Source organism: Emticicia soli (assembly GCF_037860775.1).
Lineage (GTDB): Bacteria > Bacteroidota > Bacteroidia > Cytophagales > Spirosomataceae > Emticicia > Emticicia soli.
This window is the reverse complement of the sequence record NZ_JBBEWC010000017.1, coordinates 35088-52976: the sequence shown is the minus strand read 5'-3', so window position 1 is coordinate 52976 and position 17889 is coordinate 35088. Positions and strand designations below refer to the sequence as shown.

At 38.5% G+C, this 17889-nt stretch carries 16 protein-coding genes; 7 read left to right on the top strand and 9 right to left on the bottom strand.

Annotation, left to right across the window (positions count from 1 at the left end; genetic code table 11):
- Positions 1 to 28: 28 nt before the first annotated feature.
- From WAE64_RS22210 to WAE64_RS22195, 4 genes are all read right to left on the bottom strand, one after another.
- Positions 29 to 511 carry a DUF4494 domain-containing protein gene (locus WAE64_RS22210; RefSeq protein ID WP_340239981.1) on the bottom strand — a complete coding sequence of 161 codons (483 nt, stop codon included), beginning with the start codon at positions 509 to 511 and terminating at the stop codon, positions 29 to 31.
- 171 nt (positions 512 to 682) lie between these two features.
- Positions 683 to 1198 (bottom strand): hypothetical protein, encoded by a 516-nt coding sequence (locus WAE64_RS22205; protein WP_340239980.1) that lies wholly within the window; start codon positions 1196 to 1198, stop codon positions 683 to 685.
- 161 nt (positions 1199 to 1359) lie between these two features.
- Positions 1360 to 2502: a TIGR03364 family FAD-dependent oxidoreductase gene (locus tag WAE64_RS22200; protein ID WP_340239979.1), complete on the bottom strand. Its 1143-nt coding sequence runs from the start codon at positions 2500 to 2502 to the stop codon at positions 1360 to 1362.
- Entirely contained in the window at positions 2503 to 3243 is a 741-nt protein-coding gene (locus WAE64_RS22195; protein WP_340239978.1) for an HAD family hydrolase, read from the bottom strand.
- A 451-nt stretch (positions 3244 to 3694) separates the two neighbouring features.
- On the opposite strand from WAE64_RS22195, the gene WAE64_RS22190 reads away from it, so the two are divergent.
- The gene (locus WAE64_RS22190; RefSeq protein ID WP_340239977.1) at positions 3695 to 4219 is read left to right on the top strand and encodes a YMGG-like glycine zipper-containing protein; all 525 of its coding nucleotides are present in this window, start codon (positions 3695 to 3697) and stop codon (positions 4217 to 4219) included.
- A gap of 83 nt (positions 4220 to 4302) precedes the next feature.
- Here the strand turns inward: WAE64_RS22190 and WAE64_RS22185 are convergent, their stop codons facing one another.
- The gene (locus WAE64_RS22185; RefSeq protein ID WP_340239976.1) at positions 4303 to 5103 is read right to left on the bottom strand and encodes a protein-glutamine glutaminase family protein; all 801 of its coding nucleotides are present in this window, start codon (positions 5101 to 5103) and stop codon (positions 4303 to 4305) included.
- A 772-nt stretch (positions 5104 to 5875) separates the two neighbouring features.
- On the opposite strand from WAE64_RS22185, the gene WAE64_RS22180 reads away from it, so the two are divergent.
- The 4 genes from WAE64_RS22180 to WAE64_RS22165 all read left to right on the top strand — a co-directional run bounded on the left by WAE64_RS22180 (position 5876) and on the right by WAE64_RS22165 (position 12549).
- The gene (locus WAE64_RS22180; RefSeq protein ID WP_340239975.1) at positions 5876 to 9079 is read left to right on the top strand and encodes a SusC/RagA family TonB-linked outer membrane protein; all 3204 of its coding nucleotides are present in this window, start codon (positions 5876 to 5878) and stop codon (positions 9077 to 9079) included.
- A 73-nt stretch (positions 9080 to 9152) separates the two neighbouring features.
- Entirely contained in the window at positions 9153 to 10748 is a 1596-nt protein-coding gene (locus WAE64_RS22175) for a SusD/RagB family nutrient-binding outer membrane lipoprotein (RefSeq protein WP_340239974.1), read from the top strand.
- Between the two features lie 85 nt (positions 10749 to 10833).
- Positions 10834 to 11400, top strand: a complete 567-nt coding sequence (locus tag WAE64_RS22170; protein WP_340239973.1) for a phosphonate degradation HD-domain oxygenase — start codon at positions 10834 to 10836, stop codon at positions 11398 to 11400.
- Between the two features lie 81 nt (positions 11401 to 11481).
- On the top strand, positions 11482 to 12549 hold the full coding sequence (locus tag WAE64_RS22165) for an alkaline phosphatase family protein (protein WP_340239972.1): 1068 nt from the start codon (positions 11482 to 11484) through the stop codon (positions 12547 to 12549).
- A gap of 131 nt (positions 12550 to 12680) precedes the next feature.
- On the opposite strand, the gene WAE64_RS22160 is transcribed toward WAE64_RS22165, so the two are convergent.
- From WAE64_RS22160 to WAE64_RS22150, 3 genes are all read right to left on the bottom strand, one after another.
- Positions 12681 to 13859: a glycosyltransferase family protein gene (locus tag WAE64_RS22160; RefSeq protein WP_340239971.1), complete on the bottom strand. Its 1179-nt coding sequence runs from the start codon at positions 13857 to 13859 to the stop codon at positions 12681 to 12683.
- Entirely contained in the window at positions 13856 to 14689 is an 834-nt protein-coding gene (locus WAE64_RS22155) for a UDP-2,3-diacylglucosamine diphosphatase (RefSeq protein WP_340239970.1), read from the bottom strand. Before WAE64_RS22155 ends, WAE64_RS22160 begins: the two co-directional genes overlap by 4 nt.
- 149 nt (positions 14690 to 14838) lie before the next feature.
- A complete protein-coding gene (locus WAE64_RS22150) occupies positions 14839 to 15030 on the bottom strand; it encodes a hypothetical protein (RefSeq protein WP_340239969.1) in 192 nt (63 codons plus the stop codon).
- Between the two features lie 211 nt (positions 15031 to 15241).
- Between WAE64_RS22150 and WAE64_RS22145 the strand changes: the two genes are divergently transcribed.
- A complete protein-coding gene (locus WAE64_RS22145) occupies positions 15242 to 15640 on the top strand; it encodes a hypothetical protein (RefSeq protein ID WP_340239968.1) in 399 nt (132 codons plus the stop codon).
- 72 nt (positions 15641 to 15712) lie between these two features.
- Here the strand turns inward: WAE64_RS22145 and WAE64_RS22140 are convergent, their stop codons facing one another.
- Positions 15713 to 17017: a TolC family protein gene (locus tag WAE64_RS22140; RefSeq protein WP_340239967.1), complete on the bottom strand. Its 1305-nt coding sequence runs from the start codon at positions 17015 to 17017 to the stop codon at positions 15713 to 15715.
- Between the two features lie 332 nt (positions 17018 to 17349).
- On the opposite strand from WAE64_RS22140, the gene WAE64_RS22135 reads away from it, so the two are divergent.
- Positions 17350 to 17757, top strand: a complete 408-nt coding sequence (locus tag WAE64_RS22135) for a hypothetical protein (protein WP_340239966.1) — start codon at positions 17350 to 17352, stop codon at positions 17755 to 17757.
- Positions 17758 to 17889: the final 132 nt, after the last annotated feature.

Here is a 17889-nt window from a genome sequence, read left to right as displayed (position 1 = left end):
GACTCTTTTGAATAGGGATTAAATGTAATCAATCAACCGAAACCTCAGCCAATGGCTTGAAATTGCCATTTTTTAGTTTCTCGTCAACCTCATCGTAAGGAATTACTTCCAGAATATTGGTGATGTTAATATCGGTAATTTGGTAATCTTCTACAGTGCCTAGTCTCTCGCTGATTAGCTGATACGCTTCTAGAGGGTTTTCGGCATTGATAAGCATATTGAAAGGCGTGCGTTTTTCTTTCTGCGTTTTTTCGTCGAAACTCATGAAGTTTACTTTTACCTTAAACCAGGTTTCGGCACCATCTTCAACAAAAAATACTTCTTGCAACTTCATGCGTGAAAGCCCGAATAAATGAAAATCTGGCGTGTTTGAAGCCACAGTTGAGTAGATTCTTGCTTCGGCATCGGTATAAGACACGGCGTCTACCAGATATACTTCTGTAATTTTAATGGTTTTGTCTTTTTCGTCTATTTTCTGATAACGAATTTTTCCTTGATACCAAGCTGACATAGTGTAAACGGATTATTTATGAATGGAAAACAATTATGCTGCAAAAATACAGAGGGTTTTTAAATGGAACCTATATACGCATCAATAAATTATAAGTCGGTCTAATCTACATAGTCTTCTGATTTAAGACTAAAAGCTACTTTATGAGCAGCCATATCCCACCTTTAAACCTTAACGAGTGTTGCTGAATGGTGTGAAAATATCAAAAAAATCAAGAGATATATTGTAGTTTCGGTACAAATAGATAGCTGTGGTTGTGAGCAAAAATAGAATAGCAATTAAATCCCAGATTTTGAAGTTGAAAAAAAATATGGGTTTACGACGCCTGCGTTTAAGGCTGATTGCCTTAGCAAAAGTATCTCTATAGTTTTGCCAATACTTAAACTGTGCTTCTTTTTTCTTACGAGTAACTTCATCTGTTTTACTGGCATTAGTTATATAACGGGCCAGTGTATCCAGAATTGCAGGACTAGGGAGGTCTTGTTGAACTGTATTAGAATTGAGAATATAAAACGAATAATCTTTTATGCTTTTTTTGCTTATTACCAGCCCTGTACGTTCCTGAATATCATTTGAGAAATACTTGCTTTCTGTTTCAGAAATAGGCGTGTCCATGCTCTTCCAGAAGCATTTTTCGTAGGCTTCAAGAAATAATCTAAAAAAAGCTTTTTCGTCTGTCTTACTCATTCGCAGTTTTACTGGTATGTGTAATTAACGTTTTGAGAGGCTTTATACTTCAATTAAAAGAAGAAAATATTTTAGGCAGGGTAGAAGTGTGTAAAATTACTACCTAAGAAAGGTTTAAATCTAAGGCACGGTTAAGATAACCTCAATCGTGCCTTTGTATATTAGAATAGTGCATTAATGGTGCTTTCGGCGTAGCCTGCGCTGGTTGTCATACCTTTGCCGCCAATACCTGTGCGGATATGAATATTTGGGCTAATATCATGCTCATAAATCTCGTCAGGATGCTGGGCATAGAAACCTGCCCACGAGCGAGCAATTTTACGAACCGGAAAACTCATGATTCTCTCGGCTTCTTTCAGCATAAGCTCGTTGATATACGTTTTAGTATCAAAACCCAATTCGTCGGTCTTGCCAACGGGCGCGTATTCGTGCGAGTCGCCAATAATAATAGAGCCGTCAATGGCTTGTTTAAACAAGATATGAATACCCCATTTCTTTAATTCTGAATAATGCTCAGGTGTAGTAATGTTCTTAAACGATGGGCATTGCTCAAACGACTCATAACGGCGGATAGAAAGACCTGTAAGGATATTACCTTTAATAGAAACATTGGTCAATGGCACGGTCTGTAACATCTGTAATTTGCTTACTATCATGCCGCTTTGTGCATAAACCTCAGGAAACAACAGATTGAATACATAACCGCTACAAATAATAGCCTTGTCGGCAGTGTATTGTGTTTTGTCGGCGGTAGTTACAGTTACTTTGCCTGATTCCTCTACGCAATCAATAACACTTGTATTGGTAAGATATGTAACACCTAGTTGCTCTTGCAGGTATTGCAGAATTCGGTAAATAAGCAGGTTTGGCTCAACGCTTACTTCGTTAGGGTAATAAATACCACCACGCACATAGTCTTGCTTTAGCTCAGGGTATAGGTCAAGGCATTGGCGTTTCGAAAGCAGAATACACTCGTAGCGTTGGCTTTGGTGTATTTCATACAATTCGTTGGCTAGTTGCCATTCGGTATCGTCAGAGGCAAAATAGATAGTGCCATTTCTTCTGACCGATATATCGAACTGTTGTTGAATATCTTTATATATCTCAAGGCTTCTTCTGCCAAAATCAAACCATTTTCCGGCTGAGCCTGAAGGTACAGCCTGCCCGAAATTACGGACAGTAGAACTCACAGGGAAATTGTCTTTCTCTATGATTAATACTTTTTTGCCTTTTTTTGCAGCATGAAAGGCATGGAAAGCCCCCATAATACCGCTGCCTACAATTATTAAGTCGAAATTTTTCATTTATGCTTCACTAAGAACACTTAAATTAATAATAATGTCTTTTAAATCTTTCAATGAATTTAACAAGCCATCATTACGGATAACAGTTAATTGTTCGCTGGTATGTGTGCCATTCACAACGCCTAACGATAAACGACAGCCGGCTCTTACGCCAGATTTCAAATCAGAAGGCGTATCGCCGATGTTGATAACCTCAAAAGGGTCTGAAATTCCCATAAATTTCATGGCTTTCTGAATCATATAAGGTTCTGGTCGGCCTTTAGGTACTTCGTCGCTGGCAATAGAAACATCAATAACTGAGCGACCCGACGTGTTTACATAATTGTACTCCAGGCCATCGAGCCAACCTAGTTTATCTAGTATAATATTAGTTACAGTTCTATAAAAACCTGTGGTAAGTGCAATTTTTATATGGTGTTTACGCAGAAACTCAAAAGCTTCTAAACAACCTTCAGTAGGTAGAATTTCACTTTTGCGGTAGTGGTCTTCTAGTATTAATCGAAAATAGTCGTACGAATAGATTACGTTTTCTTCATATTCGGGGTGGTCTTTGCCTGATTTTTCTTCCCAAAGCATTCTGAAAACCTCTATTTTAGAATAGCCCTGTAAGGCTAGAATCCGTTCGGCCGATACTTTTAAACCTACATATTCACAAGCTTGTGCAAAACAGGTTTCAACTTCTTTTTTATCCTGAACCGTAGTTCCGGCCATATCGAAAACGACTAATTTGATTGGATACATGCGAAGTATTGTTTTTGACAAAAATAAAAGACTTGTTTCGATAAAACATATTATGTTTTTGTTAAGCCAGTTTGGGAAATGCACGAAAAATTTATTTTATTACACCTATTTTACATCTACATTCTTAAGAAATTCGTCTTCCTAATCTGCTTTTTTATAGACTCACTTTTTTTCGTGAATGTCTAAATTTTAACATTTTTGGGGAAAATTTTTCCCGAAAATATATTGAAATGCTCATTTTGGCCAAAATGCTCTAAGCTGAAATTTCCTTTGTGAAGTTTTTTAACGCATTGATTTTGAGTGATTTATGTTGGGTTGGTGCTCTTGTTGTAAATCTGGGCTTGAAATTTTTTACATAAATAGTAGCTGATTGATTTCAGTCGATAGTACAAATTTTAAACTTTTAGAAAGGGCTACTGTCAAAGACCACAATTAAAACATGAATACTATTATGAAAAATGTAATAATAATAGCCTCGGTCGTAGCAGCTACGATGGGCTGTAACAATAAAGAAAACACAAAGCAAGAAATACAAGCAGCACGCCAGGCTGCCATTGACTCAGTAAATAGAGTAGTAGAGATTGAGCGTGTAAAACAAGCAACTATTGACTCAATGAATCTGGCAAGAGAAGAAGCTAAAATAGCAGAGGCTGAAAAAGCAACTACCAGAACCAAAGAAACTGTAGTTTACCGAGATGGCGGTTATGCCAGTGCTGGTAATGGTGGTACTTATACGCCGGTTTCTTATGGATCAACAGCCCCAGCTAAGAAAAAAATGAGTACGCCACTAAAAGGTGCTTTGATTGGTGCTGGTGTAGGTGCTCTTACGGGGGTAGCAATTGCTAAAGATAAAAAAGGTAAAGGTGCCTTGATTGGTGCTGGTGTAGGTGCTGGTGCCGGAGCCTTAACAGGGGTTATTGTTGATAAACAAAAGCAGAAAAAACAGGCGCAAGCTCAACCCCGAATCTATTATTAATTAGCACAACCACAGTATATATAGTATATATATAGATGATTAATTAGCATGGCATGAAGCAATTCATGCCATGTTTTTTATTGTTACTCTGAAAGTTGTTTTATCAGTAACGACCACCTATCAACGTTATCATCAAAAACACCTCTATAATAATTAATTAAGTCGTGGTGTTTTTCCTGAAACTCTGGCGTCATTCTTTTGTTAAAGCCTTTGTCTCTAAACACACACTCAAAGTTATTGATGCTACCAATCAGGTATTTATAGTCATTAATAAGCGTAGCATTTGCCTTGTTTCTGATAGCTGTTTTTATTACTTCTTCGTGCATGAGTAAGGCTGTTTCGTTGGCTGCTAGTCCTTTTTCAAACCACTTGTTTTCGAGGCAATCGCCTTCAATCGGATAAAAGTTGCCATTGAAAAGACTCTTGTTTGGTTTTTTGATTGACGGTGAAGAGTAAAATAGAAAATTGTCGGGTTCTTCAATTACACATTTATAAGTGCTGGCTGGCATATGTGACAACCATTCTTCACGGCTGAGCGGAGCAGATTCTGAAAAATTAAAATCAAAAATCAATTCCTGATTACCGACTTCAACAATAGGAGCTACATGATAACCCCAACGGATGTAGCCACGCGGAGCAATGTGATTATGGTCATGAATCTTGAAAACCTCAGTCGAGGTTTCAGAATAGCGGCAAGGCGCAAATACCCATATTTTTTTGTGCGGAATATCGTATTTTTTCAATAGCAGCGAACCTAAGTGAGCATTACAATGACAATTGCCCTGGAGATAGCGGTATGACGGATACAGATAATGTTTTATTTCATTAAATACGCTAAGAACTGAGGGCTGTATAAAAGTTTTTGATTCAAATACATTCAGCATTTTTGTGAGTTGATTAGACTTCAAAACTACAAGTATGCCAAGAATAAAATCAGATTGCTATGTTATGTTTTAGTAAACTAATTGTGATGCACAAGTTAACAAGAATTACCTTTTAATAAGTGCTTTATGAAGCCTGAGTTAATATTAAAAAAATATTAAAAAAAATTAAGAAGGACATTTTTTTTAGTAAAAAAAGGTAATAAATTCGAGTGCTGAACCCTACAGCCAAGTAGAGCTTAACACCAATTTTAAAAACTAAAATGCCTATTATGAAAAGAAACCACTCGCTAGTACCCAAACACGTATCTTTTATTTGATAATTATCGGAGACTTTTAGTGTACCTATTGCTAATAACGTATTCCGAGATACTACTCGCTTGCTGATTTACCGGCTTTTAAGCTAACATAAACGTATTATTAAAAAGAGTTTTACAACCACCATTTAAACCATTCTTCAAACTCAGAAAACAACTATCTGACCTCTCCGTTTGCATGAGCAGTATAGGCTGTTTTGGCGTGTCTGCTAGTAGATTTTAATTGTACTAAATATAGTATAAGTAGAAATACTCATATTCTTAAAAAATGTCTGTTTTTTCATGTTTTTGCACAAAAAGTACCGAAAAGTGTAGTAAATCGCTCATTTACTTAACAATAGCTTAATTGTTGCTTAATATTCGATGAATTTAAGAATTGTACTTTTGCAACCTGAAAAACATGCTAACCCTTTAGAAGCTTTATAACAAATAACTCTCTTTAAATCAAACAAAATTCAATGAAAAAACAACTCCTATTATGCATGGTAGTTTTCCTGATCAGTCTGTTCTTCAGTGAAGCAACCTATGCACAGACTTCAGTAAGCGGGAAGGTATCTTCGGCTAATGGCGATGGGATTCCCGGTGTAAGCGTATTAGTAAAAGGCAGTAACCAAGGCACAAACTCTGATGCCAGCGGAAATTTCAGATTAAGCAATGTTAGTTCAAACGCTGTATTGGTATTTTCTGCTATCGGCTTCGTAACAGAAGAACGCACAGTAGGAAACCAGACTACACTAAACATTACTTTGCAAGAAGACAACAAAACGCTGAACGAAGTAGTAGTAACAGCCTTGGGTATCAAAAAAGATATTCGTCGTATTGGGGTAGCTATCCAGTCAATTGATGGAGCATCTACCGTTAAGGCACGTGAACCAAACGCCATCAATGCTTTGGCAGGTAAAGTTGCAGGTTTAACCATTGGTGCACAACCTGAATTATTACGTAAGCCAAACATTTCGTTACGTGGAAATACAGAGATTTTATACGTAGTTGATGGTGTACCTATCAACTCTGATACATGGAACATCAGCCCTGACGACATCGAAACTTATTCGGTATTGAAAGGTGCTTCTGCATCGGCACTTTATGGTTTCCGTGGTAAAAACGGTGCTATCTTGATTACAACCAAACGTGGCTCGAAAGACAAACGTGGTTTCTCGGTTGAAGTAAACTCTTCAACTATGTTTGATAAAGGCTTTTATGCAATACCACAAACGCAAGATTTGTATGGCCCGGGTGACCACGGTCGTTATGCTTTTGGTGATGGTAAAGGTGGTGGTTTGAACGACGGTGACTACGATGGTGGTTGGGGCCCTAAATTTGAGGGTCAGTTGATTCCACAATACGATAGCCCTGTTGACCCTGTAACTGGCGTAAGACAAGGAACACCTTGGATTGCCCGTGGTAAAGACAACTTGAAACGTTTCTTACAAACGGGTATTTTATCAACTAATAACGTATCGGTTTCTGCTTCTGGCGAAAAATATAACTTGCGTTTCTCAACTTCGCAAATCTCACAACGTGGTATTGTTCCAAATACAAAGTTGAATATCTCTAACTTCAACGTAAGTGCAGATTACAAATTCTCTGACAGACTTTCGTTCCAATCGAACTTACAGTATAACAGACAATACACGCCAAATATCCCTGATATTAACTACGGCCCTAACTCAATTATCTACAACATGACTTTGTGGGCAGGAGCTGACTGGGATGTTGACGATATGCGTAACTACTGGCAACCGGGTAAAGAAGGTATCCAACAAATATATGCAGAGTACCAACGTTATAACAACCCGTATTTCATGAGCTACGAGTGGTTGAGAGGTCACCAAAAAACTGACATCATCGGTCAAGCTGCTTTAACTTATAAATTTACCGACTACCTTGAGGCCTCGCTTCGTTCACAAATTACGACATGGAACTTGTTCCGTAACGAAAAAATGCCTTATTCTGCTGGTTCTTATGGCCGTGACGAGCGTCGTGGTGATTACCGTGAAGACCGTCGTAACTTATTTGAAAACAATACCGACGTATTATTGAAATTTGATAAAGATTTAGTAAGTGGTTTAAACGCTAAAATCTGGGCTGGTGGTAATATTCGTACTTTTGAGTATAGCTCACAATTTGGTTCTACCGATTATTTGAACGTACCGGGTTTGTATAACTTCAACAACTCGGCTAATCCAGTTCGTACTGCTAATTTCAACTCAGCAATGCGTGTAAATTCAGCTTACTACTCTGCTGACTTTACCATCAAAAATTTTATTACTATCGGTACAACGGGTCGTGTTGATAAACTTTCAACGTTGCCATCAGGTAACAATACATTCTTCTATCCGTCGGTTTCTGCTTCAACAGTTTTATCAGACTACCTAAGCCTACCATCGGTTATTTCGTTCTTCAAATTGAGAGGTTCGTATGCTAACGTGAAAGACGGTTTAACTCGCTCTACTATTGGTACAACACCTAGCTTAGGCGATGGTAACCCACTAGGATACGGCGACCAATATTATTCTCCGTACGATGGTCCGGCTTATAGCAATGCTGCGGTTTATTCTACACCATTTGCATATAACAACCAGCCAGCCGGATATTTTACTGGTACTTTAAATAACCCATTGTTGAACCCAAGCTCAACTTCGCAATCAGAATTTGGTCTTGATTTCAGAATTTTGCAAAACCGTATCGGTCTTGATGTAACTTACTTCGTATCGAACGAAGGGCCAAGAATCTTCTCTTTACCAATCTCTACAACTACAGGTTATTCAGCCGCTTTAGTAAACGGTATCAAAACTCAGAAAAGAGGTTGGGAAGTTGCCCTGACAGGTTCTCCATTGAAAAATCCTGATGGTTTGAACTGGGATGTAGTTGTAAACTACTCAACTTTCCAGGAGAAATTAACAGAAATTTACCCGGGTGTTGAAAACCTTAATACATTTTTCAAAGTTGGTGACCGTCTTGATAAATTCTACGGTTCGGCATTTGTAAAAACTCCACAAGGCGAAATCGTTAACGATGCTTCTGGCCGCCCTATTACTACGCCTGTTGCACAGTTCTTAGGTTATATTAATCCTAAATTTGTGTTTGGTATCAACAACAAATTCAACTATAAAAATATCAACTTTAGCTTCCAGTTCGATGGCCGTATTGGTGGGGTAATCTCTAACTATATCCAACGCCAAACATACCGTGGTGGTCGCCACATTGGTACTACACAAGGCGAAATGGGTATTGCACGTGAGCAAGATTACAAAGGTATAAGAGCTTATGTTGGCCAAGGAGTTCAGGTTTCAAATGGTGTGCCTATTCAGTTTGATGCTAACGGTTTGGTTACTAACTACGGCGAATTGCAATACAAAACCAACGATACAAAACAATTTGTACAAGACTATGTAAGCCGTTATTACAATACAGACGAAGGTAACTTAATGAGCCGCTCGTTTGCTATGCTACGTGAGGTTGTAATTGGCTACACATTACCAGAAAAATGGTTTGGTAAAGCTATCAGAAACGCTTCGGTATCGGTAGTAGGTAGAAACCTATTGTATTTTGCTGAGAAGAAAGATATTGACTTGAATCAGTACATCAACGATGGTGGTTCGGGTCTGCAAACACCATCTACAAGAAGATTCGGTGTTAACCTTAATTTCACTTTCTAATCAGTAGATACAATTTATTGCTCAGTAAACTCTGAGCCTTATTTCAACATCATTAAGATAAAAATATTTAAAAATGAAGATACATAAATTATTCGCAGGAGCTTTCGCAGTACTGGCTGTAAGCCTTAGCAGTTGCGAAAAATCGTTTGAAGACCTTGAAAAGGACCCTAACCGCCCGGTAAACGTTCCTGCATCGCTGGTGTTGCAGGGTGTTGAGTCTGACATGGCAAATAACATTGGCCGCCCATTTAGTGCCGAAATGCGTTGGAACCAGTACTACTGCTCGAACTATAACTACTACGCTACCAACGAATATACCTGGACAGCCTCACCTAACCATTACAATACGCTTAAAAACGTTATTAAAATGGAAGAGGAAGCTAAACGTGCAGGTTTGGCCGATGTAAACGGTTATACAGCACTTGGTAAGTTTTTCCGTGCGTTTTTCTTTGATGAAATGGCAAAACGTGTAGGTGATTTACCTTTAGCAGAAGCATTGAAAGGTATCGAAAATACTACACCTAAATATGATACGCAGAAGGCTGTGTACGTACAGATTCTGAAATGGTTAGACGAAGCCAATGATAATATGGCTTCTTTGATTACACAAGGACAAGCAACTGTAGCTGGTGATTTCTACTTCGGTGGAGACCTTCGTAAATGGCAGAAAGTAGTAAATGCTTACAAACTAAGAATATTGGTTTTGCTTAGTAAAAAAGAAGCTGATACCGAATTGAACATAAAAGCACGCTTTGCCGAAATGTTGGGTAACCCTACTAAATACCCTTTATTGGCTGGTTTAGAAGACAACCTTGAGTTCAGATACAACCAATTCAACAAGTATCCGTCAAACCCTGATAACTTCGGTTTTGATGCTACCCGCCAAAACATGGCAAAAACCTATGTTGAGTTATTGTCAACAATGAACGACCCACGTGTAATGATTACATGTGAGCCTGCAGGTGGCCAACTAAAAGCCGGTAAATTGCCATCAGACTATACTGCGTTTGTAGGTGCAAGCTCAGCAGAAGACTTAGCTGATATGTCAGACAAAGCCGGAAGAGACAATGGGGCTGGTTTTGCTCCTGGTCTTTACTCGTTCCAGAATCGCTCACGTTATTACAGCAATTATACTGGTGAAAATACTTTTATTGTTGGTTACCCTGAAATGTGTTTCAACATTGCAGAGGCTTATCACCATAGCTGGGGAACAGGCGATGCAGAAGCATGGTACAAAAAAGGTATTCAGGCTTCAATGAGTTTCTACGGAGTAAAAGAAGGAGTAAACACCATGACCTACTCAAAAACAGGTGGTAGAGCTGCTAGTGATTTGGCCAACTACACGATTAACTTTAGTTTTGATACATATTACAACCAGGATATGGTAAAATATGCAGGTAAAACCACTAAAGGTTTACAGCAGATTGTTAGCCAGAAATATGCAGCATTCTTTATGAACTCAGGAATGGAAGCTTATTTTAACTGGAGACGTACTGGTTTCCCTAAATTTGAAACGGGTGTAGGTAATGGTAACTCAAACCGTATTGCTATTCGTTGGCAGTATCCGCTTTCAGAGCGTACTACAAATACCACAAACTACAATGCTGCTATTCAGAGCCAATATGGTGGTAAAGACGATATCAATGATGCTGTTTGGATAATGAAATAGTTTTTTGTACATCATAGGTAAGAGACTAAAGTAGCGGAGCGTTGTTCCGCTACTTTTTAATTGAACCTGATACTCATAAATCAAGATGACAGACATTAGCAAAGTTATTAATGAGATTCGTGAAATATTCTTGTCGCAGGGCGATGAACAATATTACGGCGAACCCATAAGCCAGTTTGAACACGCTGCGCAGTCGGCCATTCTGGCTCAGAAATCGGGTTTTGATGATGAGGTGCAGATAGCTGCTTTTCTGCACGACATAGGCCACTTGTTGCCTGCCAGCTCAGAAACCGAACTAATGGAAGCCTACGGCCGTAAAGACCACGAAGGTGTAGCTGCCGATTGGCTAAGGGAAAGAGGATTCTCTGATAAAATAGCTGTGTTGGTCGAGAACCATGTAAATGCAAAGCGTTATCTGTGTTATGCCAATCCTGCCTATTATAACAACCTTTCTGATGCCAGTAAACACACATTAGAGTTTCAGGGCGGAAAAATGGAGCAGCAAGAAGCCGAAGCGTTTGAAAAGAACCCTTATTTTGATGTCATCATTCGGATGCGCCGATGGGACGAAGCTGCAAAGGTAGAGCATCAGCAATTGCCAGAGCTGGCACATTTCCTTTCATTAATTCAGAATTATTTAAGTAAGAATTAAGCCTTTTGATTTCGGGCTTAGTATATAAATTTAGTACTTTGTTGACTCCTCACAAAATATCACCTAAAACATCTATTTACTATGAAGAAATTACTCTTGTTGCTTTTTTTAACGGTTGAGGTATTTGCTCAGAACAAAACCGAGAATGTATTTATTATCACAACTGACGGTTTTCGTTGGCAGGAAATGTTCGGCGGGATTGATTCGGCTCTGTTGAACAAAAAAGAATTTGTAAGAAACCACGACAATTTAAAGAAGACTTTCGGTTCTGATACGCTTGAAGAAAGAAGAAAAAAACTATTGCCTTTCTTCTGGAATACAATTGCCAAAGAAGGCCAGATATATGGGAACCGTTGGCACAACAATAAAGTAAATGTTTTGAATCCTTACTGGTTTTCGTATCCGGGCTATAACGAGATTCTGACGGGTTATCCGGATGATAAAGTAAACTCTAATGATAAGAAACTCAACGAAAACGTTACGGTATTAGAGTTTTTGAATCAGCAGAAAAACCTGAAAGGCAAAGTAGCCGCTTATGGTACTTGGGATGTGTTTCCTTATATCATTAACGAACCACGTAGCGGTATTCCGGTAAATGCAGGCAGAGAATTAGTAGAAGGCAAACTTACAGATAAAGAAGCCTTGCTTAACGAAATTCAATCTACTTACCCTAGCCAAGCCAGTGACCGTCATGATTTTATTACTTATTATCTGGCTAAAGAATACATCAAGAAAAACAATCCAAAGGTTTTCTTTTTGTCGTTTGATGAAACCGATGAGTTTGCGCATGAGGCTAAATACGACGAGTATCTTTATGCTGCCAATACAGTAGATAAATTCATTGGCGATTTGTGGAAATACTGCCAAAGCACACCTCAATATAAAGATAAAACTACTTTTATTATCACAACAGACCACGGCAGAGGCGATAAAAACAAAGCACAATGGACAAGCCACGGGCAAAGAGTGTCTGATTGCTACCAGATTTGGTTTGCCGTAATAGGGCCGGATACTCCGGCGCTAGGAGAAATCAAAACGGAAGGCCAGTTGTTTCAGAATCAGCTAGCCAAAACGGCCGCTAAGTTTTTAGGGTATGATTTTCAGAACGGAAAAGAGATTGGTAAAGAAGTAAAAAGCGTGATGAAATAGTAGAGTTGCTTTATAGATAGGCTATAAACTAAAAGACGGGAAAAACTCCCGTCTTTTTTAATATACTGTTTTCATGACTATTGGTTTGAACAGCAGATTTTCTATTGGTGACACTGCATGAGTCAATATTTTTAATGCCTAGATAAAGGCGATACTAGGGCCAGAGCAAAACGTTTAACAAATTGTGGCACTAACTCACGACGACGCATACGCACTGCGCTGTGGGTATCGAAAAGGCTTTCTATCTCTCTTAAAAAGATAAAAGCACTGCGGCTATGCCAAGCCTTAAATTCGGGGCTTATGTCGGTGTGTGTGGGTAAATAATTAATGAACGATGTTAAATCAAAGCTTTTTGCAGCAATGCCTGCTCCTGCTCTTTTGGCATCTATGGCATTGCAGGCTTGTTCGTAGTGTTTAGGTACAGGAATCATCAATGTAGGTTTGCCTAAATACATGGCTTCGCAAACCGACTCAAAACCTGCGGTGGTAACTAATCCCTGGCAGTTTTGCATCATTTCAAGAAACTTTCTGCCATTGATTTTGTGAAAGTGCAACTTAGGCGAATACTGATAAGTGTCGCTGTAATTGGGGTTATCCCAAAAACAGTGCAGTTCAACCGTTGGGTTTTTATCATGCCAAGCCATTAATTGTTCGGCCAACGAATATTGCGTTACATAGGCCAGTAAGTAATTGTGTGTTTCGGTTTTAAGCTTTGAAAGCTCAGAACGTAGTAGCGGGGGGATCGTGAAAATTTTCTGGGCTTTATCGTCTTCAAAAGGAGTAAACGATAAAGCCAGTTTTTTAGAGGCACCTAAGGCGGTAATACGGGTATTGGTGTTTACCAATAGTTTGTCTAACCAGTGGTTTTTAGGGTGGTGAAAATTGGGATGAAGCAATAAATATTGGTGCGCAATACATATCATTGGTACTTTAGGCCTGAACAAGAAATGGTGCATTCCGCCTAGAACATCATAAAAATTAATGATAACGTCAGGGTTCAGTTCTTCAATATGCTGTTGAATTTTTTTTAGACTACGTAAATAAGCACGCAGGTTCAGAAGTGTATTGCTTATGGTTTTGGGTATATCAAGCGCCTTTGTTTTCTGGCAATAAGCCAGATAAGGACTAGAAAACGAAATAATTGTCTTATTAAAATTTTCGGTAAAGAAAGCGGGTATTTCTCTGCCCGTAGCAGTACCTATCAGGGCACCGGCTACTGTGTGCCCGTTTTTCTCTAATATGTCGGTCAGAGCAATGGCTTGGGTCAGGTGTCCACGGCCTTCTCCCTGTACAATTAACAAAAACCTCATAGAGTTGCTGCTATTCTTGGTAAAACAAAACGTTCTTCTTTGGTTTCTTCGGTCTCTTCTTCTGGTTCTTCTTCAGTCTGGCAGTCACTTACTGAGTAATAAACCAAGCTCCAATTGCCATCAAAATCTTCTACCAGTGCCGACATCGTCTCTACCCAGTCGCCGGAGTTAAGGTATAATACGCCATCTATCTCACGGATAGCAGGTTGGTGAATATGCCCGCAGATGATACCATCGCAGTTTTTGGCTTTGGCTAATTCGGCAAGTTTTTCTTCAAAATCGGTTACATAATTAACAGCGAGTTTAACCGCCTGTTTTACCTGTTGCGATAGAGAGAAATAAGGTAAACCTCTCCACTCACGATATTTGTTGTAGTTTTTATTAAGCCATAGTAAGAAAGTATAGCCCAAATCGCCTAGGTGAGCAAGCCATTTCATGTTTGTGGTGATGCTATCGAAAACATCGCCATGTGTAACATAGAATCGCTTATCGCCTGATTTTAGAATGTAATCACGGCGTATCTGGAATTGGCGTCCAACAACCAGCGGAAGAATCTGGTCAAGAAAATCGTCATGATTACCACGCAGATAAATCACTTTGGTATCATGCTTGTCCATCTTTTTTAGCACAACTCTAAAAAATGCAGTATGTTTTTTCTTCCAGTTACCGTATTTCTTTAGTTGCCAGCCATCAATAATATCGCCATTAAGAATGAGGCGTTCACAGCGGTATTGTTTAAGAAACTCGGTTACCTCTTTGGCTTTGCAGCCACTTGTTCCTAAGTGGAGGTCTGAAAGCACGATTGTACGAAAATGTTTTCCCTTGTTCATGTTAACAAATATCCGCAATGTTTATAAAGTATTGATTAAGAACAGATTACCAAAATGTAAAGAAAAAAATAAAGCAGAAGAAAAATTCCTCTGCTAATCTTCAATCAATTAACCTAAACAAACTATAATAACGTATGTATTAAACTTCATCAAGCGGCGAGTTTCATCTCTTTAATAGAGCGTTCGTCCTCGTAATCTTCATCAAAATCATCTCCATCGTATGCTTCTTCATAAAATTCATCGTCCGAATCCTCGTAGATACGCTCTTCACTAAAGCCATCAATCACATTGATGCTAACTTTCCATTGAAATTGATTTAACTGGTAAGGTATTTTTTTCATTTTTCCTTTCATTTTACAGCCACAAAGGTCGCACTAAGATTTAAACTCAATATTGCCGTAATATTAAGAAACTGCTAAAACAATGCGCTTTGTTACTGTTTATGCCAGTCTTAGGGTACTTTGGAATTAGTAAAGTTTATTTTTTCTTAATATTCAGATAAACTCTAATTAATCTCGAAGTGAGTATTTTGTTATAAAAATTTAACATCCAATGCTTATTCTGCGTCAGACATACTTTCAGAACTTTTTATCTGTTCTACTTTTTATGCTTATTATATGTTACTATGCCTTTAATGGTGTGCCCGAAGAGGGTTTTGAGCGCCAGAGCTACTCGGCAGAAAAGGCTAATGAATACGAAAACAGTGTAGAGTTTGAGAAAAACGCCAGCCAACTAAGAGCCGCTATTTTAATGGATACCGATATGGTTCAAATAAACGGTCTTCTTTATCAGCTAGAAGTATCTGTGGCCAACCTAAGCTCAGAAGAAGAAGCCAAAAGCCAGATAAAGGGAATATACGACCTATTGTTGAAAGATAACAAAAAGGCTGCTATCAAAAGCATTAATCATTTACGAACCTATTTATTAAAAAAGGCAAGAATTGTATCTTGAAGCCTTGTTTAAATATAAAACCAAAAGGGTGGAATAGCTTATTGCGTTCCACCCTTTTTTGGTAATGCTAAATTATAAATTTCCGCTCGCCTTTTTGTATCTTACACTGGCTATCAGAAAATTGTAAATGCTTGCTAGATATTGATTCTCGGCACTTTGTAGTGAATACTCGGTATTTTTTAAGTCTGTTAGCAGAATCACGCCCTTTTCGAAACGAAACTTATCTGTCTCTAATATTCTTTGAGCAAGTGCAATGTTTTTTCGGGCTTCATCTAAATTCAACTTCGATTGTTGCAGGGTATTCCATGTACTTTTCGATTCATAAGTAAAATCGTTTCGCAGCCTTTCGGTGTTCAATGTGTTTATCTGCTGGCGTATTTTAAAATCGTTTGCGGTAAGGCGGGCTTGTCTGCCATCAAAAATAGGTACATTGGCCCTAAGCCCTATATAGTTAGACGGAAACCAGGTGTTTTTTATAAACGGATTAAAACTTTCGGCCAACTGAAAATATGAATAATTACCATAGGCAGATACACTAGGCTTATTTCTCGCCAATTGTTTCTGTACATTAATTTCGTTTAGCCTCAAATTCAATTCCTCAGCTTTTATTTCTGTCCGCTTGTCGATATTCGATGCACTTTCAATAATCTGCGAGTAATTGAAAATGTTCTGCAGGTCTTCTGCCGGTTCAACTTTACTAGTGGTGTTCATCTGGTATTGTAGTGCAATCAGTGCTAGCTCATAATCCTGTTGGTTTTTGGTTTGGGCTAGTTTGGCATTACTAACATCAAGTTCGAGTTTATCCAGGTCATTTTTCAGAATAGCCCCTTGCTCAAATCGGGCTTGCCCAACTTCCTGATAGCTGCTGGCTCTTTGCAAAGCCAATGCCGATAGATTGAGTTTTTCTTTGGCAAATACACAATTATAATAAGCCTCAGTAATGGCTTGCTTTATATTGATACGTATTTGCTCTAGTGTATTTTTTTGTGCTTCTACCTGTGTGTTGTTCAACTGGCGGTCAATCTTTCGGTTGGCATCATATATTTTCTGGTCGGCTTGCACAGCAAATGTATTGTTAAAAGGTCTTCCCAGCTTTATTTCTGTCTGAGATTCGCCTGTGCCGGGTAGGGCAAAAGGGAGTACAGTGGTAGGCAACTGGGTATTCCAGCGTAAGTCGGCGTTACCATTTACCTGTGGTAACCAACGAGCTTTTAGCTTATCGTTTTCGGCAGAAGCAATCTGAAGGTTCAGGTTCTGTGATTTTAATTCGATACGATTCTCCATACCTTGCTGAACGGCTTGCTCCAGACTAAGGCTCTGCGAAAAAACTGTTGATAACTGAAAACAAAATATGGCAGCTATAATAACTCTTGTCATACAATTAATTTTTTTTCAAAAATAGAAACTTGCCGAAACGTAGGCGTATTTATTTTGATAAGGCGGAAAAAAAGCCCTACAAAATCACATGATTCAATATTGAGTTTAATCTATCAATAAAAATAATTAGACTTATTATTAAACCAAATGGCTAGAAAACACTCTTTTTATCGATTTTATGCTGCTTACATCTTCTTAATAGGTTCATTTTTAGGCTGTTAACATCCCTTAACTAATCGTTAACAAATTGGCAGTAAACCTCGGGGCATTCTTTTACATCTAAGAATCAAATAAGTTTAAAAAGAACAATTTAACATAACCAGAAATTCACTATGAGAAAGTTAATCATGATAGCAATGTTGGTGGCAGGAGCCATCGGTGCTAATGCGCAAAGAGGATACGATAAACGTGGAAGATACGAAACTAACTACGACAGAATAGATAGCTACCAACGTGAAGCACGCCGCCAGATTTCTTTTGGTATAGAAAGTGGCAAGATTACTTCAAGAGAAGCGAAACCTTTGTTACGTGAAGCAGAAAGAATTGAGGCAAAAGAAAACCGTTTCAGACGTGATGGACGACTAGATGCAGGCGAACGCCGTGAGTTGGCACAAGACTTAGCCATATTGAATAACTGGATTGCCCGTGAAAAACGTGACAGAGACCGTATTACATACGATGATTTTAGCAGAGGATATGCCAACGGCCGTTATAACGACCGCTATGGTAGAGGATACTAATAAATGTTAGATGGAATTAATAAATGAGTTTTATTAATAATGCTTTTTCGTAAAGAACAGGGTAAGGTACTAACCTTACCCTTTGTCTTTTTATAGGGAGCTGGTTTTTAAACATTCAGACCTGATACTTGT